Source organism: Pseudoalteromonas tetraodonis (assembly GCF_002310835.1).
In the GTDB taxonomy this organism is placed as follows: Bacteria; Pseudomonadota; Gammaproteobacteria; order Enterobacterales; family Alteromonadaceae; genus Pseudoalteromonas; species Pseudoalteromonas tetraodonis.
On record NZ_CP011041.1, the window covers coordinates 2,897,791 to 2,923,671 of the forward strand.

At 39.9% G+C, this 25,881-nt stretch carries 21 protein-coding genes; 3 read left to right on the forward strand and 18 right to left on the reverse strand.

Annotation, left to right across the window (positions count from 1 at the left end):
• Positions 1-388: 388 nt before the first annotated feature.
• The 17 genes from PTET_RS13555 to PTET_RS13635 all read right to left on the reverse strand — a co-directional run bounded on the left by PTET_RS13555 (position 389) and on the right by PTET_RS13635 (position 20,023).
• Positions 389-1,249 carry a copper resistance protein B gene (locus PTET_RS13555; protein ID WP_004589262.1) on the reverse strand — a complete coding sequence of 287 codons (861 nt, stop codon included), beginning with the start codon at positions 1,247-1,249 and terminating at the stop codon, positions 389-391.
• Entirely contained in the window at positions 1,246-3,069 is a 1,824-nt protein-coding gene (locus tag PTET_RS13560) for a copper resistance system multicopper oxidase (RefSeq protein WP_013465888.1), read from the reverse strand. Before PTET_RS13560 ends, PTET_RS13555 begins: the two co-directional genes overlap by 4 nt.
• Positions 3,070-3,096: 27 nt before the next feature.
• The gene (locus tag PTET_RS13565) at positions 3,097-3,567 is read right to left on the reverse strand and encodes a YybH family protein (protein WP_024596192.1); all 471 of its coding nucleotides are present in this window, start codon (positions 3,565-3,567) and stop codon (positions 3,097-3,099) included.
• Between the two features lie 15 nt (positions 3,568-3,582).
• Entirely contained in the window at positions 3,583-4,470 is an 888-nt protein-coding gene (locus PTET_RS13570; protein WP_024596191.1) for a copper resistance D family protein, read from the reverse strand.
• 19 nt (positions 4,471-4,489) lie between these two features.
• A complete protein-coding gene (locus tag PTET_RS13575; RefSeq protein WP_004589258.1) occupies positions 4,490-4,837 on the reverse strand; it encodes a copper resistance CopC family protein in 348 nt (115 codons plus the stop codon).
• 24 nt (positions 4,838-4,861) lie between these two features.
• Positions 4,862-6,694: a 2Fe-2S iron-sulfur cluster-binding protein gene (locus tag PTET_RS13580; RefSeq protein ID WP_024596190.1), complete on the reverse strand. Its 1,833-nt coding sequence runs from the start codon at positions 6,692-6,694 to the stop codon at positions 4,862-4,864.
• Positions 6,694-7,305: a PepSY domain-containing protein gene (locus PTET_RS13585; protein WP_232311327.1), complete on the reverse strand. Its 612-nt coding sequence runs from the start codon at positions 7,303-7,305 to the stop codon at positions 6,694-6,696. Before PTET_RS13585 ends, PTET_RS13580 begins: the two co-directional genes overlap by 1 nt.
• 88 nt (positions 7,306-7,393) lie before the next feature.
• A complete protein-coding gene (locus PTET_RS13590) occupies positions 7,394-10,558 on the reverse strand; it encodes an efflux RND transporter permease subunit (RefSeq protein ID WP_004589255.1) in 3,165 nt (1,054 codons plus the stop codon).
• Between the two features lie 14 nt (positions 10,559-10,572).
• Entirely contained in the window at positions 10,573-12,315 is a 1,743-nt protein-coding gene (locus PTET_RS13595; protein WP_096038771.1) for an efflux RND transporter periplasmic adaptor subunit, read from the reverse strand.
• Positions 12,315-13,742, reverse strand: coding sequence for a TolC family protein (locus tag PTET_RS13600; RefSeq protein WP_004589253.1), 1,428 nt, complete (start codon positions 13,740-13,742; stop codon positions 12,315-12,317). Before PTET_RS13600 ends, PTET_RS13595 begins: the two co-directional genes overlap by 1 nt.
• Positions 13,742-14,239 carry a DUF411 domain-containing protein gene (locus PTET_RS13605; protein ID WP_004589252.1) on the reverse strand — a complete coding sequence of 166 codons (498 nt, stop codon included), beginning with the start codon at positions 14,237-14,239 and terminating at the stop codon, positions 13,742-13,744. Before PTET_RS13605 ends, PTET_RS13600 begins: the two co-directional genes overlap by 1 nt.
• Positions 14,240-14,346: 107 nt before the next feature.
• A complete protein-coding gene (locus tag PTET_RS13610; RefSeq protein WP_004589251.1) occupies positions 14,347-14,706 on the reverse strand; it encodes a hypothetical protein in 360 nt (119 codons plus the stop codon).
• Between the two features lie 461 nt (positions 14,707-15,167).
• Positions 15,168-15,485 carry a hypothetical protein gene (locus PTET_RS13615; protein WP_008109627.1) on the reverse strand — a complete coding sequence of 106 codons (318 nt, stop codon included), beginning with the start codon at positions 15,483-15,485 and terminating at the stop codon, positions 15,168-15,170.
• Positions 15,482-16,519 (reverse strand): hypothetical protein, encoded by a 1,038-nt coding sequence (locus tag PTET_RS13620; RefSeq protein ID WP_013465892.1) that lies wholly within the window; start codon positions 16,517-16,519, stop codon positions 15,482-15,484. The genes PTET_RS13615 and PTET_RS13620 overlap by 4 nt, the downstream gene beginning before the upstream one ends.
• 208 nt (positions 16,520-16,727) lie before the next feature.
• On the reverse strand, positions 16,728-17,090 hold the full coding sequence (locus PTET_RS13625) for a hypothetical protein (protein ID WP_024595179.1): 363 nt from the start codon (positions 17,088-17,090) through the stop codon (positions 16,728-16,730).
• A 192-nt stretch (positions 17,091-17,282) separates the two neighbouring features.
• Positions 17,283-18,665, reverse strand: coding sequence for a PhoH family protein (locus PTET_RS13630; protein ID WP_008464132.1), 1,383 nt, complete (start codon positions 18,663-18,665; stop codon positions 17,283-17,285).
• Complete coding sequence (locus PTET_RS13635; RefSeq protein WP_013465894.1) at positions 18,662-20,023, reverse strand: PhoH family protein; 1,362 nt, start codon at positions 20,021-20,023, stop codon at positions 18,662-18,664. The genes PTET_RS13630 and PTET_RS13635 overlap by 4 nt, the downstream gene beginning before the upstream one ends.
• Positions 20,024-20,322: 299 nt before the next feature.
• On the opposite strand from PTET_RS13635, the gene rapA reads away from it, so the two are divergent.
• From rapA to PTET_RS13650, 3 genes are all read left to right on the forward strand, one after another.
• Positions 20,323-23,217, forward strand: coding sequence for an RNA polymerase-associated protein RapA (gene rapA, locus PTET_RS13640; RefSeq protein ID WP_013465895.1), 2,895 nt, complete (start codon positions 20,323-20,325; stop codon positions 23,215-23,217).
• A gap of 140 nt (positions 23,218-23,357) precedes the next feature.
• Positions 23,358-24,011, forward strand: coding sequence for a bifunctional tRNA pseudouridine(32) synthase/23S rRNA pseudouridine(746) synthase RluA (rluA, locus tag PTET_RS13645; protein ID WP_028835629.1), 654 nt, complete (start codon positions 23,358-23,360; stop codon positions 24,009-24,011).
• A gap of 92 nt (positions 24,012-24,103) precedes the next feature.
• On the forward strand, positions 24,104-25,033 hold the full coding sequence (locus PTET_RS13650) for a DUF3530 family protein (protein WP_013465897.1): 930 nt from the start codon (positions 24,104-24,106) through the stop codon (positions 25,031-25,033).
• On the opposite strand, the gene djlA is transcribed toward PTET_RS13650, so the two are convergent.
• Complete coding sequence (gene djlA / locus PTET_RS13655; protein WP_008113211.1) at positions 25,016-25,873, reverse strand: co-chaperone DjlA; 858 nt, start codon at positions 25,871-25,873, stop codon at positions 25,016-25,018. The two genes, PTET_RS13650 and djlA, sit on opposite strands and share 18 nt — an antisense overlap.
• Between the last annotated feature and the right edge of the window lie 8 nt (positions 25,874-25,881).

A 25,881-nucleotide genomic window follows, 5' to 3' on the forward strand; every position in this document is an offset into this window, starting at 1 on the left:
TGGATCATTTTTCCAATTGTTCAGCTTTAAGCGCAGTACTTTGCAACAATCGGTTCTATCCCGGGCACATCCAATTCCCGTTCATCAAAAGTGATAAAATGGCCTATTGTACGTCTTTCAATGGCGATGTTTTTTGCCTTGACTCTTTAACCTTAACCATTCGCCAACTTTACTTCTTAGCTGATATTCCACCTTGATAGGTATACACCAGACTGGCACCGATTGAAAACAAGAAGTAGCTTACTATTACTGCTCTTAGTTCTTTCCAAAAAAACTATTAGCTAGGCCTTTCCTAACATAACTAAAATGGTTTAAATCCCAAAAAACGAAAGCTACCATCAATATAGTTGCGGTAGCTCTCATCAAGTCAATATAGTATTTCTTCATATCAGAGCCAGAACTTGATACCTGCAACAAAAGCAGTATCACGAGTACTTTGCCCATTTAACTTCGCAAAGTCGGCTGTATTACCAAATTTATTTGTCCACTCAACGCCAACATAGGGAGCAAACTGGCGGGTAAACTCATAACGAACCCGAAAACCAATAGCACTGCTAGACAAGCCACTACCAAGGTTATTTTGGACGTCATCCTTACCGTAAAGCGTCAACTCTGCTCGTGGTTGAACAATTAACTTTTGAGTAAGTAATAGCTCATACTCAGCTTCGATCGAAAATGCACTATTACCTTGCTCTCCTAAATACGCAGTCATATCAATTTCAAACCAGTAGGGGGCTAGACCTTGTAAACCAAAAGCTAGCCATTTGCGGTTTTCACCTTCGTTATTGTAATCAAGTCGAATACCGACTTGTGTATCCCAATAAGCAGATATTGCGTGGCCCCATAGAAAATCTGTTTGGTTCTCCTCTAAATTACCTTCGCTAAAATCTCCTTCAGTTTTGATGACTAATCTATCAAAAGTAGTGCCATACCATGCCTGAAAGTCAAAAACACCTGCGTTTGTTTGCTCATTATATTCAAGACGATCCCCTAGTAGCGCGTAAAATGAATGCTCATCTGCCAAAGTCAGTCGTTTGTCGCTACTGAGTGCATAAGGACCTTCAGTCAAAGTTGTACCTGCTGCATAAGCATGGGGGTCTCTAGCATCTTTAGGTGCATCTCCACCTTGTGCTTGCATTTTAGAATCACCCATCTCAGTCATCTCATCTTTTGCAGATACAGATACACTTATAAGGGGCAAACCTATTAATAATAGTCTTAACGTATTGGTTAGTATTAATTTTTTCATGATACAACTACCTCTCTAAACATACCTGCATCCATGTGGAATAATAAATGGCAATGCCATGCCCAGCGACCTACGTCATGAGGTGTTGTTAAAAAACTAATTCTTTGCGCTGGTTGTACAGGGATAGTATGGCGACGAACCTGTACATCACCTTTTTCATTCTCCAAATCGCTCCACATACCATGCAGGTGCATGGGATGTGTCATCATTGTATCGTTTTGTAAAATAACTCTTAAACGTTGATTATGCTTCATGTGAACTGGCGTGCTTTTTCCAAATTCCAAGCCATCAAATGACCAGCTATAACGCTCCATGTTTCCAGTTAAATGTAATTCAATTTCAGCCTCTGGCTCTTGCTGGTTTGTAATTCCCTCAAGAGAATGTAAATCTGCAAGTGTTAAAACACGGCGTCCATTTTTACGTAAACCTATACCGGGATCATCAAGGTTTGTTCTAGGCATATCAACACGCATATCAACAGAAGCTCCATACTCTGTTTTTGCATGACGCACTTTAGTGCTAGCAACAGCTAATGGGTTTTTAGTCATTCCATGTTTACTATGATCCATTGCCATCGCTCCATGACCCATTGCACTATGATCCATTTTATTAGAATTCATGCCCGACATGTCTGCCATACCTGCCATCGCGGAATGCTCACCACCTTGGGCCATATTCCCCATCATATCTGTCATCGTTAACCATTCAACGGGATCTAGAGCAGGTACTGGTGCATCAATATTAGGTGCCATTGATAAAGTACCTTTAGCATAACCTGAGCGATCCATGCTTTGTGCAAAAATCGTATATGCATCATTTTTTGGCTCGACAAGTACATCATAAGTTTCACCGGGACCAAATCTAAATTCATCTACTGTCACAGGTTCAACATTTTGTCCATCAGCTTGTACAACTGTTAACTTCAGCTCAGGTATTCTTACATCAAAAAACGTATTGCTAGAACCGTTAATAAATCTAAGCCTAACCTTTTCGCCAGCTTTAAACATTCCACGCCAGTTTGTCAAAGGCGCACAACCATTCATTAAAAAAGTCATTGCAGATGCTGATAAGTCTGCAAGATCTGTAGGGTTCATTCTCATTTTATTCCACATTTCCCGGCGTTGTAGCGCATTTGAAACGCTGCTATTTGAAATGTCATCAAAAAACTCTGGAACAGTAGGTTGATTAAAGTTAAATACATCGCTCTGTACTTTTAACTTGCGGAACAAATCCATTGGGTCATCATCAGTCCAATCAGACAATTGGATAACATGCTCATTGTCAGCACTAATAATATCCTTTTCTCTTGGCTCAATAATTAATGCGCCGTACATACCTGTCATTTCTTGAAAGCCACTGTGTGAGTGATACCAATATGTGCCGCTTTGTTGCAGCTTAAATTTATAAACAAAGGTTTCACCCGGCATTATACCTTTAAAGCTAATACCCGGTACGCCATCCATTTGATACGGAAGAATGATCCCATGCCAATGAATTGAACTCGGCACTGATAATTTATTAGTTACCCTGATAGTAACGTCATCACCTTCTCTGAGGCGCAAGGTAGGAGCTGGTATTGAGCCATTGATTGTTGTAGCCATTCTTACAACACCTGTGAAGTTTACGGGTGACTCATCTATCACCAGATCTATTATTTCTCCACTTAGTTCGGGCACAGTACCTGTTATTGTTCCAGCCACTAAAGATGAAGCAGCATGAAGAATGCTTGGAAAAGCAGCTAATATACCGCCAGCAGCTAAACCTTGTACAAAGCGTCTACGCGGTGTAGAAATTTGATGTAATGGATCTTTAATTCTCATTTTACTCTCCGAGGTTTGACCAATAAATTAGTGTGACCAATGAATGTGCTTAATTTTCCATTCACCGTTTTGCTTTTCGAGAACCATTGTTTCCATCCCTTGATAATCACGTTCTTCACCATTGTAAGTACCTTTAGTTTGACTACGCGAGGCAGAGATAGCTGTATTTCCAAGTATCGTCACTTGATGTTCAAGTGTGTCGCTCTTCATCGCTGCTAAATACTTCATATCCGACAACATATGATGATGAGCATATTCATCAGCGCTCCTTTCAACGCGGCCTCCCTCGAAAATGGTGACATCATCCGCTAACTGCGCTCTAGCCTGTTTTTGATTGCCAGTTTCAAGTGCTTGATGAAATGCCAAAACAACTTTTGCGGCTGGTGTATCTACACCTTTAAACAATCCTTTGTCTTTATTCTTATCACCATGAGCGTTTGCTGCGAAACTAAACGTCATTAATAAAACGAGTAGGATATTTATTGTTTTCATTTTCATTTTCTCTTTTAGGTTTTAATTTGCAGGGCCAACAACACTAGTAAGCCCAGCCGTTACAGATAAAATGGCAAAAGCTACTACCATTTCTATCGAGATAGATTTAGATAAAGCCTCTCTGCCTTGACTATTTTTAAGTTGTGGAACGAGTATTAGTTTATGTTTAGCAGCAAGTGCCAAAATAGACACTACAAGGGCCAATTTAAACAACAGTGTTTGTCCGTAACTTGAGCTTATTAGTGCATCAAGACTTCCGACCAATTGAATCACGAGCCAGAGGCCTGCTACCAACAATAGGCTCAATGTAAAACTTGCTTGTTTGCCAAAGCTTTCCATCAGCAAATGAAGTTCTGCATAACTTAGCTGATGGCAAGCCTGTTTTAGTGGCAATAACGCCCCAAACCACCATGCCATAACGAGCACATGCAAAATAAGCAAGCCTTTTTCAATTGTGCCTAACTCAGAAATATGACCCAGTAACGTGAATGAGTATGCAAGGATTAATAAACTCAACATTAAAGCGCTTTGTTTTAAGTACGAGTTCACAGCGAGTTTGAACCTTAAAGCTAAAGCGATTATTGCGGTAACTAGCCCAAGCGCTCGAAGCAAAGCTCCAGTGCCGACAGAGGAGTCCCACATAATAGCCAATATATCAGCGTCTATCGCCCCCTGAATTCCCTCTTCTGCCATTGCACCAGTACTGGCAAAGAACCAAGTAATATTAGCGATCAAAGCCATAACTATATAAGTTCTTGTCCACGTTAAATTCGCTATTACAGCATTAGTATGAGATTCATTATTCTCAAATATTTGCCTGAAAAATGTATAACCAGCAATACAGGCAAAGCCGACGTAAAATACAATTTTTGACAGTACAATGACTGTATTCCAGATATACATTTCCATATCAATCACACCGCCTATTTTAGTGAACCATAAAGCCGAAGCTATGTTTCATTTTATGACCATCGTTACCTAAGAAGGTTACATCCACAGCATAGTTTGCAGGAGCTAATTTAGGTAGTTTCCATGTAAATTTGCTAGTAGCGACTTTAGAAGGCTCGAATCCAAATTTAAATTCTTCGCCTTGTTTATTGGCCAATGAAACTTTTACAACCCGTACCTCTTTGGTGAACACCAAAGTTAACTCTTCTGGAGGATTCATTAGCATTGCATTATCAGCAGGCACACTTTTTTCAAGATGCACATGCGCAAATACCGCACTACTAAAAACGACACTGATTACGGTTAAAAATTTAATTAATGTTTTCATATATACCTCTATTTATTTAATGGATTAACGACTAAATTTATCTTTGAAAATTTGATTACTTGGAATCCCAGCATCTGTAATTATTTTTTCCACTTCACTCATCATTGCTTCTGGACCGCACAAGTAAAACTCAGCCAAAAGCAGTTCTGATTTTTGGTTCATATACGGCAGAAGTACTTTTTGAACATAGCCTGAGTGCCCTTGCCATTCTTCTGAAGGATTAGAAAGAGTAGGAATATAAGAGAAGTTTTTATGCTTCTCACTCAGTGACTTCAATTCATTATGGTATAGCAAGTCATCTTCAGTTCGCGCACCATAGATAAGAGTCAAACCACTTTTATCTTTATGCTTTTTCAACTGTTCAAAAATAATAGACCTCAGTGGTGCAAGTCCTGAACCCGCACCAATAAACACGCGACTAACTTTTTTATTTGAAGTGGCATAAAAATCAGAAAAAGGGCCTTTTGCAGTTATCGTTTCACCTACTTGGAGTGAACCTAAATAACTTGAACCTATTCCTGCTTTAAAACCATTCTTTGCGGTCTGCCAACGGATATTAAACATTAACTCATCAGACTCCTCGTCAAAGTTAACTAATGAGTAGTGGCGAGTTACACCGTTATGAGAAAATTTTCCATGATAGTAGCTATCCCAGTATTTTTCATAGCACTCTGGCATATCATCTGGACGTAAGCTATTCATCCCTGCTGGCACATCAAATTGCATATATGCACCAGCTTTAAATGCCAACTGTTTGCCTGATTTCAGCTTAAATTTCACTTCCTTGATAAAAGGAGTAATGAAATTAGTCGCAACCACAACTAGCTCATGATTTTCAATATTGCGATCAGTATTAACTTCAATCGAACTAATTTCAGAGAACCTATGCTGACATCCAAGCCGATAACCTTCCTTAAGTTGCTCCTGAGATAAATGTTCCTGTTCAGATAGTGTGATAGGTAATTTAGTTGAACTTAAGAACACGCATTTGCCACAAGTACCGCCACCACCGCAACCTGAAGGAAGGTATACATGTGAACTAGCTAGCCCTTCTAGTACAGTTGAGCGACCAACTGCTGAGATGTCAGTAATAGTATTTTCATTGGAAAACGTCACTGCCACTTTTTGCCTGTTAGTGCCCCAACCTAGCTTCAGTAAACCACTTCGATACTGTTGTATCAGCCAAGTAACACCAGTAATTGAAAGGAATAGCGTTGCAAAAGCAAATGCAATGATCAACCAATGGTTAAATCCTCCAGAATTGCCATAGTCCATAAAGTGAAGCTTCATCATCAGATCTTTCAATCTGAAATCATCATTGGCATGGCGAAGTACTTGACCTGTAATACTATCTAAATAAATAGTTGTATTGTTCTCATCCTCAACGGCAACTTGCCACATAGGATTTTGCTGCCTTACGTGATCAGAAAACGGAGGTTGAGATAACACTGGAGTAGTTAACTTACCCTGTCCTGAGTAGGAGTTTTTTGCCAAAGTTAGTACTTGTTCTTCAGACAAATTAAATGGCTTTCCTGTTACAGCATCAAATAGCTTTGAGTGGCGTTCTTGATAGCTATGCTGCCCCTTATCGAACACAAAATGATAGTAAGGCTGATGTAAAACCCATATAAGGTTTACTTCCTGCGGAGCATTACTAGTAATGTCTTTAATAGGGAATAGGTCAAAGCCTGTAATGCTACCTTCATGATGAGAATGAACTCTAAGTTCATTACCACTGGCTTTACTGTGATCCATCAAATTGAAGTAAAGGCCCGTTCCCAACCAAATAAGCAGTTGTAAACCAACAAATAAAGAAAGCCACTTGTGTATCGTTGTATTTAACTTAAATAGTCGCATCAAATGACTCCCTTTTTATTTGGGGAAAGCACTCGGTAATAAGTCAATACTGCGCCAGTAATTGCTCCCATTAGACCTAGAGTTGCGACCAAGAACAAAAACCAGTTAGATACGTTTTCTCCATCATAGTAATCCATAATGTGGAACCGCCACATCCAATCAAACAATCGCCAGTAATCATGACGCTTGGCAACAAGTGATCCTGTTTGTTGACTTATATAAAATGTCGGTGTGGAGAATTGCTCAAACGTCACTCTCCAAACAGGTAAATGCCTTGGGGACAACTCAGCAGGCAAGTTTGTCGCTGACTTAATCAACCTTACGCTGTCGATTTGATGATTCAGCGCATAATGGTATTGTGCGATTTCTTTAGCCTTGATTTCATCTACAAGTGCCTGAACAGCTCCAGTTTTAGCATCTATTGCTACTTTTCCATTTTCTCCATTAATAAAAGAATACAAAGGACGGCCCATACTTTGAGTAAGTGTAACTTGGCTAGCTTTAGGATAATCCGCAGCTAGCTTTACAATGGAGTAATCCATACTTGCTAAATCTATTTTGGCTTCCTCACTCTTAGCCAAGGTTTCGCCGTGTATATAGTGAATATCCATAGTCACCATATACACGCCTGTAATAGACCAGAAGAGGAATTGTATTCCGACAAATGCCATTAGCCATTTGTGATATTTTCTAGCCGTGCTAAGCATTACTTTTTAGCTCCGCCTTAGAAAGCTCCTTGTTAAAGGCGTTTAATTCTGGCTTTTTAACGATTGAGTAAATTACTGGGAGCACAATAAGAGTGAGTAGCACAGCACTTGTCATTCCGCCTACCATAGGTGCAGCAATACGACTCATAATCTCCGAACCTGTTCCTGTACCATATAAAATGGGCATCAAGCCGATAATGATTGTTGCAACTGTCATCATTACTGGACGAACTCGTAAGCCTGCACCGTGCAATAATGCATCTTGATATGCATCATCAGAGATAGGTTCAGCTCGCTCTTCAGCTTTTTCCTTAAGCTCAGCAAGTGCCTGATTGAGATAGACCAACATTATCACACCAATCTCAACCGCTACCCCAGCTAGAGCAATAAAGCCCACGCCAACAGCCACAGAGAAGTTAAACCCTTCCAGATACATCAACCATAAGCCACCAATCATCGCCATCGGCAAGGTAACGATAATGATAGCCACCTCACTAAACGCTCTGAAGTTTAAGTAAAGTAGAATAACAATAATGGCGAGTGTTAAAGGCAATACATAGGTGAGCTTTTCTTTCGCTCTTTCCATATATTCGTATTGCCCAGCCCAAGTAATTGAATAACCTGCTGGTAGTTTTAGATTATTAGCCAAGTGTATTTTTGCACTTTCAACATAAGTACCTACGTCAACACCGTCTATATCGATAAACGTCCAGCCATTTAAACGAGCATTTTCACTCTTAATTCCCGGCGGACCGTTCTCAACTCGAATATCTGCGACATCACCTAGTGCAATGCGTTGACCACTTGGTGTTACAACAGGTAATCGTGATAGCTGCTCAGGAGAGTCTCGATAGTCTTGCGGATAGCGTAAGTTAACAGGGTAACGCTCTTGACCTTCTACCGTTTGGGTAACGTTCATACCACCAATAGCTGTAGAAACCACTTGTTGAACATCTTCGATGTTTAACCCAAAGCGACTTGCCTTATCGCGTGAAATATCAACCTTGATATATCGTCCACCTGCAACTCGCTCTGAGTAAACTGATGCTGTGCCTGTAACTTCGGGTAAAATTTGCTCTATTTGTTGGCCGATTTCCTGAATCACATCAAGCTCTGGTCCGGCGACTTTAATACCCACAGGCGTTTTTATGCCTGTTGCTAACATGTCGATTCGGGTCTTGATTGGCATAACCCAAGCATTCGTTAAGCCCGGAAACTTAACCAATTTATCAAACTCAGCTTTTAACGATTCAGTAGTCACACCCTCTCGCCACTGCTCTCGTGGCTTCAATTGAATAAAGGTTTCAATCATGGTTAAAGGTGCAGGATCGGTTGCAGTTTCAGCTCTTCCTACTTTACCAAATACAGTTTCAACTTCTGGCACAGTGCGAATAAGCTTGTCTGTTTGCTGCAATAACTCCCTTGCTTTACCAATTGAAATACCGGGATAGGTAGTAGGCATATACATGAGATCGCCTTCATCCAATGGCGGAATGAATTCACTACCAATTTTATCGACAGGCCAAAAGCCAACGATAGTCACTAATATTGCTGCTACTATTGTCGATTTTGGAAACTTCATGACTTGCTTTAAAACAGGCATGTAGATAGCAATCAATAATCGGTTTAACGGGTTTTTCTTTTCAGAAACAACTTTGCCTCGAATAAAGTAGCCCATCAAAACAGGCACCAATGTGATCGCCAAACCTGCTGATGCCGCCATTGCATAGGTTTTTGTATAGGCGAGCGGAGAGAACATTCTTCCTTCTTGCGCTTCCAAGATAAATACAGGTAAGAATGAGACTGTAATGATCAGTAAGCTAAAAAATAGTGCAGGGCCTACTTCACTCGCAGCCTTAGCAACAATTTGCCAGCGATTTTCATCTGTTAGTGGTGTTTTCTCCATATGCTTGTGCATATTTTCAATCATCACTATTGCACCATCAGTCATCGCACCAATCGCAATAGCGATACCGCCTAAAGACATAATGTTGGCATTGATGCCTTGCATATACATGATAATGAACGACACCAAGATACCTAATGGCAGAGTAACAACTGCCACAATAGATGAGCGAAGATGAAATAGGAAAGCCACACAGACAATAGCAACGACTGCAAGCTCCTCTAGCAACTTGCTCCAAAGATTATCAACAGCACGATCTATTAACTTCGATCTGTCATAAACAGGGACAATCTCCACCCCCTCTGGTAGAGAAGATTTAAGCGATTCAAGTTTTTCTTTTACCCCGTTTATGGTTTGTTGAGCGTTTTCACCAAAGCGCATAACGACAACACCACCAACAACTTCGCCTTCACCATTAAGCTCTGCGATACCACGGCGCATTTGAGGCCCTAAATTAACGGTAGCAACATCACCAATACGCAATGGCGTGCCTTGTTCGTTAATACCAAGTGGGATTTTCTCTATATCACTAACTGATTGAATATACCCCGTTGCGGTAACCATATATTCAGCTTCAGCCATTTCCACAACGGATGCGCCAGTTTCTTTGTTCCCTTTTTGTAAGGCTATTTGTATTAAACTTAGAGGAATATCGTAAGCTCTCAATTTATCAGGATCTACTTGCACTTGATACTGCTTAACCATACCACCAACGGCGGCAACTTCGGACACGCCCGGAACAGTTTGTAGTTCATACTTTAAGAACCAGTCTTGAATGCTTCTTAATTGGCTTAGATCATGGTTTCCAGACTTATCTGTTAAAGCGTAAATGTATACCCAACCCACACCTGTTGCATCAGGTCCTAATTGAGGTTTTGCCGAATCAGGCAGGCTTGATGCTACTTGGCTTAAGTATTCAAGTACTCTGCTTCTAGCCCAATACAAATCAGTATCGTCATCAAAAATAATGTAGACGTAGGAATCACCAAAAAATGAGTAACCACGAACAGTTTGCGCCCCCGGCACTGATAACATCGCTGTAGTAAGAGGAAATGTCACTTGATCCTGCACTACTTGTGGTGCCTGTCCCGGATAGCTCGTCTTAATTATCACCTGCACATCAGAAAGATCGGGGAGTGCATCTACTGGTGTTTTTTGTAATGAATACAAACCACCAAACGCGATAATTAAGGTAATCAACAAAACAAAGAAACGATTGCCGATAGACCATCTAATAATTGATTCAATCATTATTTTTCTCCCACTTAATGATTAGAATGATCAACAGCAGCTTTATTTTCCTTGCCGTGTTGTTCATCTGATTCAAGAGAAATGTCAGTGATAACTAAGTCATCTCTAACCTCAAAAGTGAAAGTGACATTATCACCGACATTGAAATCAACCATTTCTATATTGTCCGCGACGATAAAATCCATCGTCGCAGCAGGTCTATCCCATTTCTCTATTGGGCCTCTGCTAATATTTAGAATCCGTGTATCAATATCAATCGCATTAATCAAACCAGATACTGTTGCTGATGATACTTCAGGCTCACTCATGATATGAATTCCAGTAATTTCATATCCACCGTCTTCGGTTTTGCTCACTTCAAAGTGCAAAGATTGACCTGACTTTAATGAGTCAATATCGACTTTTTCAGCCACAGTAAAATCCATAACCATTTCAGGCCAATCCCAAGCTTCAGCAGGGCCATGTGAAATATTAACCATGCGGTGCCCTGCCATAACACTATTAACATCCCCTTGCATCCAAACAGAGTTAGGCACTTCATCATGAGTCATTCGTTTAAAGTCAGAGCTTTTACTTGATTCAGAATCAATCAAGAATTGGGCAGATGTCACCACAACGTCATCTTCATTTAAGCCGTCTAATATTTCGATGCTGTCGATATCAACCCGGCCAATAGTCACTTCAATAGATTTAAATTGCCCATCACCTAACGCAAGTACTACTCTGTCCTGTTTACCTGTTCTAATAACGGCTTCTTTAGGCACGAGGATGGTGCTATCAGCTTGATTAGCGTGAATAGAGACTTGTGCAAACATATTTGGTTTTAATTGATAGTCTGTGTTATCAAATTTCAATCTCACTCGGAGTGTGCGTGTTTTACTGTTCAATGTTGGATAAACATAATCAACGACACCAGCCCAGTCCTCACCGGGTAAATAATCCAGTGTCATTGATACAGGAAGTCCTTTTTTAATTAAGGCTGCGTCACGTTCAAACACTTCTGCTTCAACCCAAACTTGATCTAGCTGGCCAATGCTTAATAAGGTGTTTCCCGGCTTTACATAAAAACCTTCTCTAACCTTCAAACCATCGACAACACCTGCTTGTGGTGAATAAAAGGTAATTGCTTGCTGAACCTTTCGTGTCTTTTCTAGCTTTTGAACAAAGTCTGCTGAAAGCTGTAACGCTTTTAGGCGATCTTTGGCTGCTGAAATTAAAGAACTATTGTTGCGCTTTAACGCTATTAACAGCTCTTCCTGAGCATTAACTAACTGAGGAGAATATAGTGTATAAAGAGGCTGCCCTTTCTCTACAGGGTTACCTGCTGCTTTGATGTAAAGTTTATCAATCCAGCCATCAACCCGTGGGTGGATATGAATTAGCTTATCTTCATCATATTGAACATAACCTACCGTTGAGATTTCAGTATGCATATTTTTCAGTTCAACAGGTGCAGTGCGAACCCCAAGGTTATTCACTACATGAGGCGCAATTTTTACTGCTCCGGGGCCAAAGTCATCACCAGATGATCCTTCCTCATACACTGGAATTAGATCCATCCCCATAGGCGACTTACCGGGCTTGTCCCGGCGGTAATTAGAATCCATCGGTGCAACCCAATACAGAGGCTTTTTTTCTCCTGATGTTGCTTCATTACTATTACTGTTTGAGCCAGTACCTTGATATAAACTCAATGCTCCAGCACCAAGTGCTGCCCCAATGATGATGGCAATAATTGTTTTTGTATTCGTTGACATTATTTTTCTCCAAATTGCTGACTGGATAAGTGCTGATTAGTTTTGTGTGAAGTTTGCATCGACTTATGTTCAGCATTTGAGTTAGATTGAGAATGCGCAAAGAAATAGTTGATACGAGCAACTGTTTTAAGTGCGTCAACATCAATTCTTAAAGCTGATATTCTGGTATTTAATTCGGCAATTCTTGCTCGAACAACTTCGGCAAAATCGCCATCATCATTTGTGTAGGCTGTCAATGACGCTTCTGCTTGGTCATGAGTTTGTTTAAGGAGTTGTTCTTGATAGATAGATTGTCTATCTGATAAGCGTTTAAGCTGTCTTAGTTCTTTTTCTAAAACACTGATCATTTGCTTTGTCAGTAATAGTTTCTCGGTTTTAATAGTCTCTGAATCTGCAATAGAAGCTGCAACTTGCTTATCTTGTCTGTTCTCGGTAAACAAGGGTAAATCAAACGTTACCCCAACAGAAAATAAATCAGCTCGGCTATCACCAGAGGGCATATTGTCGCGATAGGCATAACTAGCATTAACACCCCATTGCGGCTCATATTGCTGTTTGGCTAACTCAATTCCTTTTTCTGAAGCTTTGCGTTTTATATCAATCGCAAGTATGGCTGGGTGATTCGAAAGCTCCTGAGCCAATAGATTTCTTGAGTAATTAGATGCTTTTAGGACTGTTGGATTATTCAATTGAATCGAAGGCAATTCTTTTGAGACGCTAAACTCTAATGGTTGCGCGTCAAAGTTGAATGATTCATTCAAACGATCCGCATCGTAAATATGAAGCCACTCATTGAGACGAGCGATTGTCGTTTCTAGTTTCTGCTTTTGCGAAGTTAATCTGTCATCTAACTGCACGATTTCCAACTGAGCACGAATAACATCTTGCTGTCTAGTTTTACCAACAACGTTTGAATAGCTAGCTTTAGCCACTTCCGCCATCTGCTCAAAGAGAGACCAATCATCTTCAATCAATTTAATAGTTTGTTGGGCTAAGTAAGCATCTAACCAAAGTTGTGACACTTGGCTTTTCAACTTAGCTTTACGATCCTCTCGTAACAGTGGAAATTTCGTGGACTCAATTTGTAACTGGTCTTTCTTGATCTCTAGACTGTCGCCTCTCGGAAACATTTGAGAGACGCCAACCTTTAGCTGAGTCATTCCTTCCTGATCTAAATCCCAAGTATCTGTTGGTAAATTCATTATCCCTAGCGATACTTTCGGATCAGGCAAAGTACCTGAAGCAATACTTCTATTTTCAACTGCACTTTGTTTCAATCGGCTACCATGAAGCCAAGGATCATTTTGCTGAGCTAAGGTGATAGCTTGTTCAAGCGACACTACTTTCTCAGCTTGAGCTGAGAATACAGATAAGCCGAGTATTAATGCAGTTGAAAGTGAAGTAAGGTTTGAAGAGTTCAATTTCATTAGAATTGCTCCTCGTATGTCTTAACTTTTGCATAGACTTTGCTCGTTCCATCTTTAAATAGAATTAACACGTTGTATGGCATAAAGCGGTCATCGACTTCCATACCGGGAGAGCCAACTGGCATTGCTGGAACTGAAAGCCCAATCGCATTGGGATGTTCTTCTGATAAGAACTGCTGAATAAATTTAGCAGGTATATGACCTTCAAAGGCAAATCCATTTCTACTCACTGCCGTGTGGCATGAACGGTAATTAGGTTTGATACCATACTTAGTTTTGATGTTGCCGATGTTTCGGAAATCTTTGGAATGCGCAACGATCCCTTTGTCTTCAATATGAGTTATCCATTTTTTACAACACCCACAAGTAGGGGTTTTATAAACGATTAACTCCAAAGGTGTTACGTCGTTATTGTGTGCATGGTTATGTTCGTTGGCGTTTGCAAACGCAGGTGAAAGCAGCATTACTACTGCTATTTTTAAATACTTATTGATCATTTTTGCCCCCAGACATCGCTGGAAAATATCTATAGCGCTACGACGCTATATTGACTAACAGAAAAATTAATTACATGTGCGAGAAATTTGGACGCACTAATCCTGTATTAGGCAAAAATTGGTGGACGATAAAGGGAAGTGGAAATTGAATGAGGTTGTTTAGATTGCAGAGCAGCTACAGATTCACTGAATATTTGAATATCTGTCGAATCAATACTGGAATTTAGGACTGTCGTAGATGAGCAAGCATTTGCAGGACAAATACATTCAACGTCACAACAATCTTCTGATTGACCATTACTGCTTTTATTCATATCACCATGATCCATGTTCATGTTCATGTTCATGTGTGATTCGTGAGAACCTGATGACATTTCGCAAGGCATAGCAGAATACGCAAATGCTTGCCCTACAAAGGCAACCAGCATAAGCGTCATTACTAAGACTTTTGAAAATGCTTTAGACATAAAATTCTCTTACAAATATACATCTCTAATACTAATGCAAATTTTTGACTAAGTCAATTGATGCTGTATAAACATTTATGAATATTTGATTATCGTCAAATTTTTCAAAGAGGTAAGTGACAAATAATAATCTCATCAGACTTCTTATCTTCGCTATTCAATGGCTTTTATTTTGAGACTTAAGTTGCTCTCTCATTTCTAAAACTCGATCTGCCGAATAAGCTCCTGCTCTCATAACAACTCCCACTATGTGTGTATATTTCTAACTTATCCTCATCAGCAGATTTGCTAACAATCTTTGAAGTCACGATTTGCTGAAATGGCCGAAACCTGAATGTTTCATCTTCAATAACCCCCCCTGATAAAAACTCGCCAAGAAATATTTTTTCAAATTCTTTATAGTCGTAAACAGATACTATGTAGGCATCCTTTAAATATATTCTATCCAACGTATTCCCTTACTAATAACTAGCCGGGAGCATATCTCGCAGCTCTAATAACTCATTAGGAGAATACATACACTCATGCATTAAATTAAACTCAAATGCATTTACATCAAACTCTTTAGATTCAGCATCTAAGATATAAAAGTCAACACCAAAGCACTTACTTTCTAGACCATTGATTTCCAAAACCTTTATCGTGAATAAAGCATCTCCTTCTTTACCATTTTCATTTTCGTCAGCAAATGTGCCGTAAAGCACCCGTTCAACTTTTTCCTCTGTATCAGATTGAATTGAGATAAGTTTTGCGTTGGTTAGTTTTACTCTAGGTCTCATGCTTGAACTCCTTTCATATCTTCTACAGAAAAAGGACGAAAAAAACTTAGATATTTAACCCCATCAACTTTAAGCAAATTGTTGTCAGCATCAAAATGTGACAGAACACTAGATTGATACAACGAAATGTATTTTTCATAATCGATTGTGTTAAAAAAGTTGGTATCAACGCGCCTCGCATAAAAAACAAGATCTTGCTGTTCGATACGAACAATGAACTTCTGATCGCCATCTAGATTTTTGACTCGTAGACATAAATCAGGTTTGTGCCAATCAGATACAAAGGAAGGAATCAATGGGAAGCCATATACCAAATAGCGCATACCTTCGATTTTGAAGGTTGTTGGATTGAACTGAGCCTTATTTACTTTGCCGCTACTGAATAATTCAAGTGTCAACACCAGCCAGTGCACATGCTTAGAAAATGTATTTCCTTCAGAAATACAGCCTTCAAACTCACCATTATGGTTTACATGATTGATGTACATGTATTTTCTAATGTCATCCAAGGAAAGCTTTTCAAACGGAAACTTGCAAGCGATTAGCCTGAAATAACAACCATGAACTTTTAAATCTGCATATTGAACTATCAACGGATCATCAAAGGCATCAAAGTATGGTCGCCACTCTAAGCGGAAGTCTGCACCTGTATTTACAATAAACTTGGCATTTTCAGGCAACCCTAAAACTTGGTATATCACTGAAACTAACTCTAATGTTTCGATATCTACCAGCATCAGGCTTTCAATACGGTTTGCCATTGACTCAATTTCTTTATGAAGCGATTCAATAATTTCTTGATCATCGTATTCGTTGATCATTAAATATTTCAGGGAATCGTGCTTTAGAATTGAGTCCAGCTTTTTCTTTTCAAATACTTCAGAGAGATATTTATGGGTATCAGAAAAATGAGGGCAGTTATAAACACCTCTAGCCCACAGGCCTTGGGCGTAAAGATCAGGAAACTCTAATAACTCAGCAAACTCTTTTGCTTGTTTATTGAGCTTATTCTTTAATTGATAAAGTGAGATCACTTAGTTCTCCAAACAACTTTCCAATAAACAATGGCCTACCAACACATTGCTTTATTTATTGTTCAAATAACCAAATTTTTACGGATGCTCCGCTTCACTGTTCACGTTTTTCAAGGCGAAAAACATGTGTAGGTGTAGGCTGTCCGCACAACCTTTCACTCATAATATCGCTAAATTTTTAAATGGCAACTTACGGATTTGTACAAAATCAGTCAGAAATTTTGGCTTTGAACTCATCAAAGCTAAGTCCGAAAAGGGATATGACTAATTCTTCATTTATATTGGAACCGGGAAATTTTTTTTCAAAATTTCCAATGATGCTATCTAGGTGGCTAGCTAATATTTTTACTAAAAATATTTCCGAGTTTGGTGAGAGAGCAGACAGTGCTATCAATGGGTTGTCAAAGGATTCAGCTTTTATTTTTACTAGTAAATCGCTGTAACTGTTACAGTCATACAGACAAATAGCTAGGGCTTCTTGGGCTTGTCCAAGGGGAATAGTTAATAATTTAGATAATCGTTTTGCCTGCCTTTTTATATTTACTAGCAGGTCTTCTTTATTAAAAGACATCAATACACCAAAAAACGGCAACGCTAGGCCACGCACCTATGTCACTCAGTTTTTGTGAATATTTAATCTTTTAGTTCAGAGTAAATCCATTTCGTCCTGTTTTCGTGGGAACGGGCTTCTCTGAAAAGCCACTGCAAAAAGCAGTGGCTATTGTCGCAATATTATAAGGAAATGTGAATTGTAGTTTGATGCCTACATGTTCTTTTCAGTGAATTCAGCCAAGCTACTACGCTCTACTTCATCAAATATCAATACTGAGCCTTTTTCATAGTTTCTATACACGTTAACAGCCGCGCTAGCACCTGAAGATGCGGGTGTGACAAACTTATCATCAATCTGGGCTAAGTTGCCCAACACGATTGTGCGACAATTTTTGCCACCACGGCTTAACATGCCCTTAATTTGCGCTCTAGTCATGTTTTGAGCTTCATCAATGATTAAAACAGCATCGTCTATTGAACGACCTCGGAAGTAAGCCATACTAGTAAATTCTATATTGGCTTTTTCGATCACATGCTCAACAGTTGCACTAATATTACCTTCATTGTTATCACCTGAATGCATTGATATAAGCGCATCTGTTATACCTGCTAATAACGGCATTGATTTCTCTGTCAGGTCACCGGGTAAAAACCCCGGATCATCGTCCATAAAGTCTCTGGAGCGCACCACAACGATTTTTTTGTACTTTTTTAACTCCAATACTTGATGCAGCGCCGAAGCAACTGCTAAAAAAGTTTTTCCGGAGCCAGCAGGGCCAAGGATGATATTTAAGTCATAATATGGATCTGTTAATTGGCTTAAAGCTACTGCCTGACGCTGATTTTTAGGCAAAATGCCCCATACTTTTTCTTGTTTACGAGGCAATAACTTTGTGAATACCTCAGTATCTGTTACTTCTGAAATTCGCCCAATGTGTCCAGCTTCATCGTACCAATACATGTTTGGCTGAACTTCATCATTAAATAGACTTATTGGGAAAGTATAAACTTCTCCTGAAACCTTGAAGTCTTTGTCTGATTTAATTCGATCAAAAAGATCTCCTTTAAAGGCTTGTACCCCTGTGTATAAAAGATCAATATCTGATATTTGATTATCTACGGCAACGTCTTCTGCCATGACCCCTACGGTTCGAGCTTTCAAGCGCATATTAATGTCACGGCTAACAATTACTACGTCTTTATCTAAGTCCTTCTGAAGATACAGTGCATAGTTAATTATTCTATTGTCAGCGTCACTTCCAATACCGTGCTTTAACTCTTTAGCCATATCGAGCTGGGTATCAATTCCAATAAACAGTTTTCCTCGTTTAGCTGTTTCAGTAGAAGGCAGTGGAATACCAGCTTCCATCTCTTCTGCACTGTGCCCATTGATTATATCTTCAAGCATACGAATACATACACGAGCATCAGCACTAACCGATTTGTTAGTTCTTTCTTTTAAGTTATCTAATTCTTCTAGAACTGTTAGACAGATGTAAATATCATCTTGATATGACAGGATACTTTTTGGATCATGAACCAACGCAGACGTGTCAAGAACACGAGGGTTTCGGTTTTCAACAGAGCTTTTCATGACGCAGCCCTCCAAAAGTTTGCATCGTTGCTAGAATGCGTGTTGTACTTACATCCCAAATAACAAATACTCTGTAAAGATTGGCTATTGTGGGAATGCTTAAAGTCGTTACAAAAATCCATGTTTAGAGAAATTCTTTTTACTTTTTCTACAGGCCAATAAAAACAAGGGGGTAAAAACTTTAAAATCTTTCCAATTCGGGGTTGTAAAATCACCACCGCATTTTGAATACTACGTCCGCGCATAAAGTTCACCGACTTAAACTGAATATTGGCTTTTTCCATAATGTAATTACGGCTCGAAATTGGGTTTTCATCACCTTTATGCAGCACTTCTAAGGTATCGGTTATGGCAGCCAACCAAGGCGCCATTTTTTCTTCCTCGGTACCAGGCAAAAAGCCAATTGATTCTGCAATTTCAGGGGTATTACGGGTTACAATGACTTTGTCGTAAATACCTTTTTCAATCACCATCTCTAGCGCACACGCAAGTGCCAGTAAAGTTTTACCACATCCCGCAGGGCCGGTTAAAATAACAAGCTCAATAGACGTGTCGAGCAAGGCATCAAGAGCCATTGCTTGGTAAATATTTTTTGGCTTTATTCCCCATGCACTTTGATGCATCAATCGCTCTGCACCAATATCTTTAATGGTAATATGCTCACCATCATACGATTTAACTCTAGCGGCAAACTGATCGCCATCATCAAGTAAATATTCATTACAAAACACATCAGGAATTAAATCTTTAGGGATATGATGAACTGTTTCACGTCCGTGTTGCTCAGTATTACACTGGCCGACATGCTGCCAAAAATCGCCCTCAATTTTTTTATGACCACTGGTGAGTAAATCAATATCGTCAATTAATTGATCAGTACGATAGTCTTCAACATATTTAAGCCCCGCCCCTTTGGCTTTTAAGCGCATGTTAATATCTTTAGTTACTAATATGACTTTTTTATCGCTGTGCTGGTTTTGTAAATGCACCGCACAATTAATAATACGGTGGTCGTTTTCATTGCCCGGCAAACCAGAAATAGAATCGGCAAATAAATGGTCGTTTACAATAATTAAGCTGCCTGTCGATCCGCCTTGTTTATTCCTTGGCAGCGCCACACCTTGTAACATTTGTTCGGGAGTTGCCTGACTCAACACCCCATCAAGGCCACGAATAGCCACTCGCGCATCGCGGCTCACATCGTGTTTTCTATCTTTTATATGATCAAGTTCTTCCAATACGGTCATTGGGATAACAACTTGGTGCTCTTGGAATGACAAATACGCGAGGGGTTCGTGAAGTAATACATTGGTATCTAGCACATACATTTTACTATCAAAATTTGAAGCTTTTCCCATAGTACTTTCCTTACGTTTTATGATTTTTATGCTATACCCAATAAACTAATCAGTGGTTACTAATAAACTTGATTAATTACTTAGGTATAATTTGAGTTTAGTCTATTTGTCATAAAAGTCTGTTTTATGACAAATATCATTTAGTTTGAATTTTCCACAAAATCGACGCACTAATGAGCGCTTAGGGTTGGTAATAATTCATACTTATAAAATTAATTAAAAGTCAGGCAAATAGCGCCTTGCAGTGGTGTTATCTAACAGGTAACATAGCCGCCTTTTTCTTCATAGACGAGACATACATGAATTTTTCCTTAGGTCAGCGTTGGATAAGTGACACAGAGTCAGATTTAGGATTGGGCACCGTTGTTGCCATTGATGGCCGCCAAGTCAGCATTTTATTTCCTGCCAGTGGTGAAAACCGTGTTTATTCTTCTGCAGAAGCTCCGGTAACCCGCGTAGCATTTAATCCTGGTGATGTGATCCGAAGCGTTGAGGAGTGGGAATTACAAGTTGAGTCTATTGAAGTACAGGGTGAGTTATTGTGCTATCACGGTGAACGTGTTGATAACGGTGAAAAAGCACAATTAAAAGAAACTTTTTTAGATCACTTTATCAAGTTCAATAAACCGCAAGACCGCTTATTTGCAGGCCAAGTGGACCGTTTTGATCGGTATACTTTGCGCTATCAAACTTGGTTACATCAGTTTGAACGTCAGCAGTCACCTATTAAAGGCTTAATTGGTCAACGCGCTAATCTTATTCCGCATCAGCTTTATATTGCTCAAGAAGTCGGTAAACGTTTTGCACCGCGGGTATTACTGTCTGATGAAGTAGGCTTAGGTAAAACCATCGAAGCGGGCATGATTTTACATCAACAAATTATCACCGGTCGTGCCAGCCGTGTACTTATTGTTGTGCCTGAGAACTTACAACACCAATGGTTAGTAGAAATGCTACGCCGTTTTAATTTACGTTTTTCTATTTTTGATGAAGAACGCTGCGACGAAGCGTTTGCTGATTCACCTAATGTATTTGATACCGAGCAATTGGTGCTTACTAGCCTTGAGTTTTTAACCAAGAAAAAACGCTGGTTTGAACAAGCTACGTTGGCCGACTGGGATTTATTAGTAATCGATGAAGCGCATCATTTAAGCATTAATAACAATAAACCCAGTGCTGAATACCAACGTATGGCTGAGCTGAGCCAAGATATTCCAGGGCTAATTCTTCTTACCGCTACGCCAGACCAACTGGGTCATCGTAGTCATTTTGCTCGTTTACAACTGCTCGACCCAGATCGTTTTTACGACTATGACGTGTTTAAAGAAGAAGAAGCAAACTACAAAGACGTTGCCGAAGCTGCTAATCAGTTATTACAAGAACAAGCACTGGATGACAGCGCAAAGGGCACATTAATTGAGCTATTAAAAGAAACAGATATCACCGATATCCTTGAAAAAGCCCAACAAGGCGACCTTGCTGCACGCAAAGAAATACTCAATATGTTATTAGATCGCCATGGCACTGGACGCATATTATTTAGAAATAGCCGCAGTGGCATTGATGGCTACCCTAGCCGTAAATTACATGCCTACCCAATGGCATTACCTAAGCAATACAAAACAGCAATGACCGTACTGGGTAATATGAGTGGCATTCAAAATGCCGAACTCAGTGCGCAACGTGCACTTTTCCCTGAAAAAATATTTCAAGAATTTGAAGGTGAAAGCGCAAGTTGGGGATTATTTGACCCCCGTGTAGATTGGCTAATCGAAACGCTAAAAACACTCAAGCGTGAAAAAGTACTGCTTATTTGTGCTAAAGCCGAAACAGCAATTAGCTTGGAGCAAATATTACGTGAACGCGAAGCAATTAAAGCCTCTGTGTTCCACGAGGGCATGTCGATTATTGAACGTGATCGCGCTGCGGCATTCTTTGCCGATGAATACGATAACGCACAAATATTACTGTGTTCAGAAATTGGTTCAGAAGGTCGTAACTTCCAGTTCTCACATCACTTAGTGTTATTTGATTTACCACTCAACCCCGATTTACTTGAGCAACGTATTGGTCGATTAGACCGTATAGGGCAAACACAAGATGTGAACATTCACGTGCCTTACTTTGAAAACACAGCACAAGAAGTACTACTGCGTTGGTATAACGAAGGCTTAGATGCGTTTGAAAGCACATCAACCACTGGGCAGTTGCTGTATAAAGAGTTTAGCGAAGATTTACTTGAGTACATTGCAGCTCATAATTGTGATGAAGATGAGCTAGATCCACTCCTTGAGCAAGTAGCACAGAAAAATGCAGTATTACGCAAACAAATGGAAAGTGGTCGAGATCGCTTACTAGAGCTACATTCATCGGGACAAGGTGCTGCTGACTCACTTGTAGCTGACATTGAAAAGCTCGATAACCAGTTTGAACTGCCAAGCTACATGATCAACGTGTTCGACACCTTTGGTGTAAGCCAAGAAGATAAAGGTGAAAACACCATTATTTTAAAGCCCACTGAGCACATGTTAAACGCTTCGTTCCCATCGCTAAAAGACGATGGTATGACAGTAACCTTTGACCGCGATACCGCGCTTTCTCAGGAAGATGTGCACTTTATTAGTTGGGATCACCCTATGGTGCAAGGCACTATGGATATGATTTGTGATGATGATTTTGGTAGTTCATCGGTGGCGTTACTTAAAAACAAAAAGTTACCACCAGGCACCTTTTTTGTTGAGCTAATATTTGTTGCCGAAGCCATGGCACCAAAAGTCCTGCAAGTGGGTCGCTTTTTACCCCCTACGCCAATTCGTATTTTACTCGATAAGAGCAGTAATAACTTAGGTGAAAATGTTGGTTTTGATGGCTTTAATCAGCAACTATCTGCGGTAGGTCGTCAAACAGCAAGTAAATTAGCCGGTGCATTGCAAAGTGCGGTTCATCCAATGATCAATACCGCAAAAGACATGGCGCAACAAAAGCTGGATGTTATTCGTGCCGAGTCATTAGCAAAAATGCAAACATCGTTGAGCGAAGAGCAACAGCGATTAGTTGCACTGAAACAAATTAATCCAAACATTCGCCAAGAGGAAATTACCTTTTACGATAAACAACGCAATGAGCTCACCGCACATATTGAAAAAGCGCAGTTAAAACTCGATGCGATTCGTTTGATTGTGGTTTCGCACTAGAGAATCTAGCTGTCAGTCGTTAGTTAAAGATCAACTAGCGTGTGCATTGAAAAAAGCGCGATATTTATATCGCGCTTTTTACTTGAGCCTTTGCCCTCACTCCACTAAAATAGCGCACTTCAAAATCACTGAGGTCTGCCGTGTTAGTTAACTACAATCCCCCTATGAGCCCGTATTTAACTATACTGTTTCAAGATGATGATTTACTTATTGTAAATAAGCCTAGCGAATTACTCACCGTCCCAGGTAAAGACCCAAAACATGCCGATAGCTTAATAAATCGCGTCAACCGTGTTTTTCCTAGTGCTAAAATTGTTCACCGTTTAGATATGGCTACCTCAGGCATACTTTGCTTAGCAATGAACAAAGCCGCTCATCGGCATTTAAGTATGCAATTTCAAGAGCGCGAAACAGCAAAACGTTACATTGCACGAGTATACGGACAACTTGAAACTGAAACAGGCTCCGTTGACTTACCGCTTATTTGCGACTGGCCGAACCGTCCTAAGCAAATGGTTGATCATGACAATGGCAAACCTTCGCTCACTCATTTTAAAGTCCTTGAACGTGAAGCACAGGCAACCCGTGTAGAGCTTACTCCTATTACAGGGCGCTCACATCAGCTGCGCGTGCATATGCTAAGCTTAGGCCATCCTATTTTAGGCGATCGCCTCTACGCCCATAAAGACGCACTTGCTGCTGCTCCTCGGTTACAATTACATGCACAAATGCTACAACTCAAACACCCTGTAACGGAGCAAGTACTTACTTTTGAAGCTGAGAGCGAGTTTTAACACGGTTTAATCTTTTAGCTATTTACAGTAAATAGCTAAACTTTAAGAGCACTACGCCGATACATAAATAAGATTTAAATTAAAAGCTTATTATGTTTATTACGCAGATGTTTAAAGTCATTATTACTACTCTTGTGCTTGGCTGTACGTTAATCAGTTTTCAAGCGCTGAGTGCTGAGTATATCGCTCCTCCTCCCTTTTCAAAAAATATTGATGCGGATATCTCTCGCTTAGCCCAAAGTGATGAAGTAAAGCCTATTTTAGCTGGTGATACTGAGTTTTTAACTTTATACAGTGAATATATGAGTGCGAACTTTAGAGGTGTAGTCATACTCATTCCTGACTGGCAATCAACGCCAACAAACAATGCAGGCATGAACTTTTTACGTAAAGAACTGAATAACCACGGGTATACCTCTTATGCGATGACAGTGCCTGATATTGATTGGCAAGCAGCTCAAGATGATGCAGCAAAAACGACAAATGATTCCGTGGGCACAAATAATAAAACAGCCAACGCAAATACTAAGCCAAACACCAGTACACAAAAACAGCCCCATCATGCTGACTATGTTGAGCAAGTAAATACTGAGGTGGTAGACAATTACAAGTTAAAACTACTCGCTCGCTACGACGCTTTATATCAGAAGGCTGCGATTGAGTCTGAGAATATTGTTGTTATTGCACAAGGCACCAGTGCTGGGGTGTTATTGGAGCATTACGCTGAGTTTTCAGACTCAAAAATAAACGCCTTCATTAGTTTGAGCAGTTACCTTCCTAATACAAAACGCAATGCAAAGTTAAGCCAAATAACATCTTTGGTCACCCCTGCTTTGTTAGATATTTATTTTGCTACAGACAGTAATGATATTTTAATGAATCTTAAAAACCGCCAGCGTTGGGTTAATCGAAATGCAAAGTTTGATTATCGCCAGCGCCAGCTGTTTGGATTACGCGATGCGCCGCAGCAACATGCGCGGCTAAGCAAAGAAATAGACGGGTTTTTACGCCGCCTTTTTTAAATACTCGTATGCCGCTTGAATATCTTGGCTTTTTTTAACTGCCACTTCCATCATATGCTTAGGTAAACCTTGCGATACCAGTTTATCAGGGTGGTGCTGAGCCATGAGCTTACGGTAGGCTACTTTAATATCACGTTGCGACGCGTCTTTATTTAAACCTAATAAGGCCAATGCCTGCGAACGGTTCATATCATTACTTGGTGGTACATGATGTCCTGAACCTTCGCGGTAGCTGCTACTTTGACTTTGCTGCTGTTTAAAACGCTGTTGTTGCTGCCTAAAGTTAAACTCTGCTTGATAACGTTTTAATACAAAGGCAAAGTGTGCTTTAGACACACCTAGCTGCTTACTAACTTCTTGCAGTAATTGCTTTTCTTGTGCAGCAAGTACCCCGTCAGAAAACGCCATTTGAATTTGAATTTCTAAAAATAACTGCAGTAAATCATAACGTTTAGCAAAACGTTCTTTAAAATCATAAACCGTATCTTTGAGTGAAAAGTCGCTATCTTTACCTGATTGAAATGCCTGCTGCGCTTCACGGCGCTCTTCGCCTTTTAAGCCCATTTCATCCATAAACAGCGTCGCTGCTTTAATGTGGGTTTCGCTAACACGGCCATTCGACTTGGCAATATGCCCCATTACCGCAAAGCAACTCGAAAAAAACAACGCTTGGCGTTCGTTAACATCATCGCCTTTAAAAAGGTTAGAAAAGCCGCCAGCTTTATCAAAGTCTTTTTTTAAGCTTTTATCAAACATATGGCCTAGGTATAAGCCTAAAATGGCACCAAATATTTTGCCAAACATAAAACCAAAACAGAAACCGAGAATTTTTCCCCACATTTTAAAAC

What these genes read in the sequence shown, in the direction of transcription:
- PTET_RS13605 (WP_004589252.1), bottom strand. Translation starts at nt 14,239, where the DNA reads ATGATCAATAAGTATTTAAAAATAGCAGTAGTAATGCTGCTTTCACCT.
- PTET_RS13575 (WP_004589258.1), bottom strand. Translation starts at nt 4,837, where the DNA reads ATGAAAACATTAATTAAATTTTTAACCGTAATCAGTGTCGTTTTTAGT.
- rapA (WP_013465895.1), top strand. Translation starts at nt 20,323, where the DNA reads ATGAATTTTTCCTTAGGTCAGCGTTGGATAAGTGACACAGAGTCAGAT.
- PTET_RS13585 (WP_232311327.1), bottom strand. Translation starts at nt 7,305, where the DNA reads ATGGATATTCACTATATACACGGCGAAACCTTGGCTAAGAGTGAGGAA.
- PTET_RS13600 (WP_004589253.1), bottom strand. Translation starts at nt 13,742, where the DNA reads ATGAAATTGAACTCTTCAAACCTTACTTCACTTTCAACTGCATTAATA.
- PTET_RS13630 (WP_008464132.1), bottom strand. Translation starts at nt 18,665, where the DNA reads ATGAAAAGCTCTGTTGAAAACCGAAACCCTCGTGTTCTTGACACGTCT.
- PTET_RS13635 (WP_013465894.1), bottom strand. Translation starts at nt 20,023, where the DNA reads ATGGGAAAAGCTTCAAATTTTGATAGTAAAATGTATGTGCTAGATACC.
- PTET_RS13560 (WP_013465888.1), bottom strand. Translation starts at nt 3,069, where the DNA reads ATGAGAATTAAAGATCCATTACATCAAATTTCTACACCGCGTAGACGC.
- PTET_RS13595 (WP_096038771.1), bottom strand. Translation starts at nt 12,315, where the DNA reads ATGTCAACGAATACAAAAACAATTATTGCCATCATCATTGGGGCAGCA.
- PTET_RS13625 (WP_024595179.1), bottom strand. Translation starts at nt 17,090, where the DNA reads ATGTCTTTTAATAAAGAAGACCTGCTAGTAAATATAAAAAGGCAGGCA.
- PTET_RS13610 (WP_004589251.1), bottom strand. Translation starts at nt 14,706, where the DNA reads ATGTCTAAAGCATTTTCAAAAGTCTTAGTAATGACGCTTATGCTGGTT.
- PTET_RS13570 (WP_024596191.1), bottom strand. Translation starts at nt 4,470, where the DNA reads ATGGAAATGTATATCTGGAATACAGTCATTGTACTGTCAAAAATTGTA.
- PTET_RS13580 (WP_024596190.1), bottom strand. Translation starts at nt 6,694, where the DNA reads ATGCGACTATTTAAGTTAAATACAACGATACACAAGTGGCTTTCTTTA.
- PTET_RS13590 (WP_004589255.1), bottom strand. Translation starts at nt 10,558, where the DNA reads ATGATTGAATCAATTATTAGATGGTCTATCGGCAATCGTTTCTTTGTT.
- PTET_RS13650 (WP_013465897.1), top strand. Translation starts at nt 24,104, where the DNA reads ATGTTTATTACGCAGATGTTTAAAGTCATTATTACTACTCTTGTGCTT.
- djlA (WP_008113211.1), bottom strand. Translation starts at nt 25,873, where the DNA reads ATGTGGGGAAAAATTCTCGGTTTCTGTTTTGGTTTTATGTTTGGCAAA.
- PTET_RS13555 (WP_004589262.1), bottom strand. Translation starts at nt 1,249, where the DNA reads ATGAAAAAATTAATACTAACCAATACGTTAAGACTATTATTAATAGGT.
- PTET_RS13565 (WP_024596192.1), bottom strand. Translation starts at nt 3,567, where the DNA reads ATGAAAATGAAAACAATAAATATCCTACTCGTTTTATTAATGACGTTT.
- PTET_RS13615 (WP_008109627.1), bottom strand. Translation starts at nt 15,485, where the DNA reads ATGAGACCTAGAGTAAAACTAACCAACGCAAAACTTATCTCAATTCAA.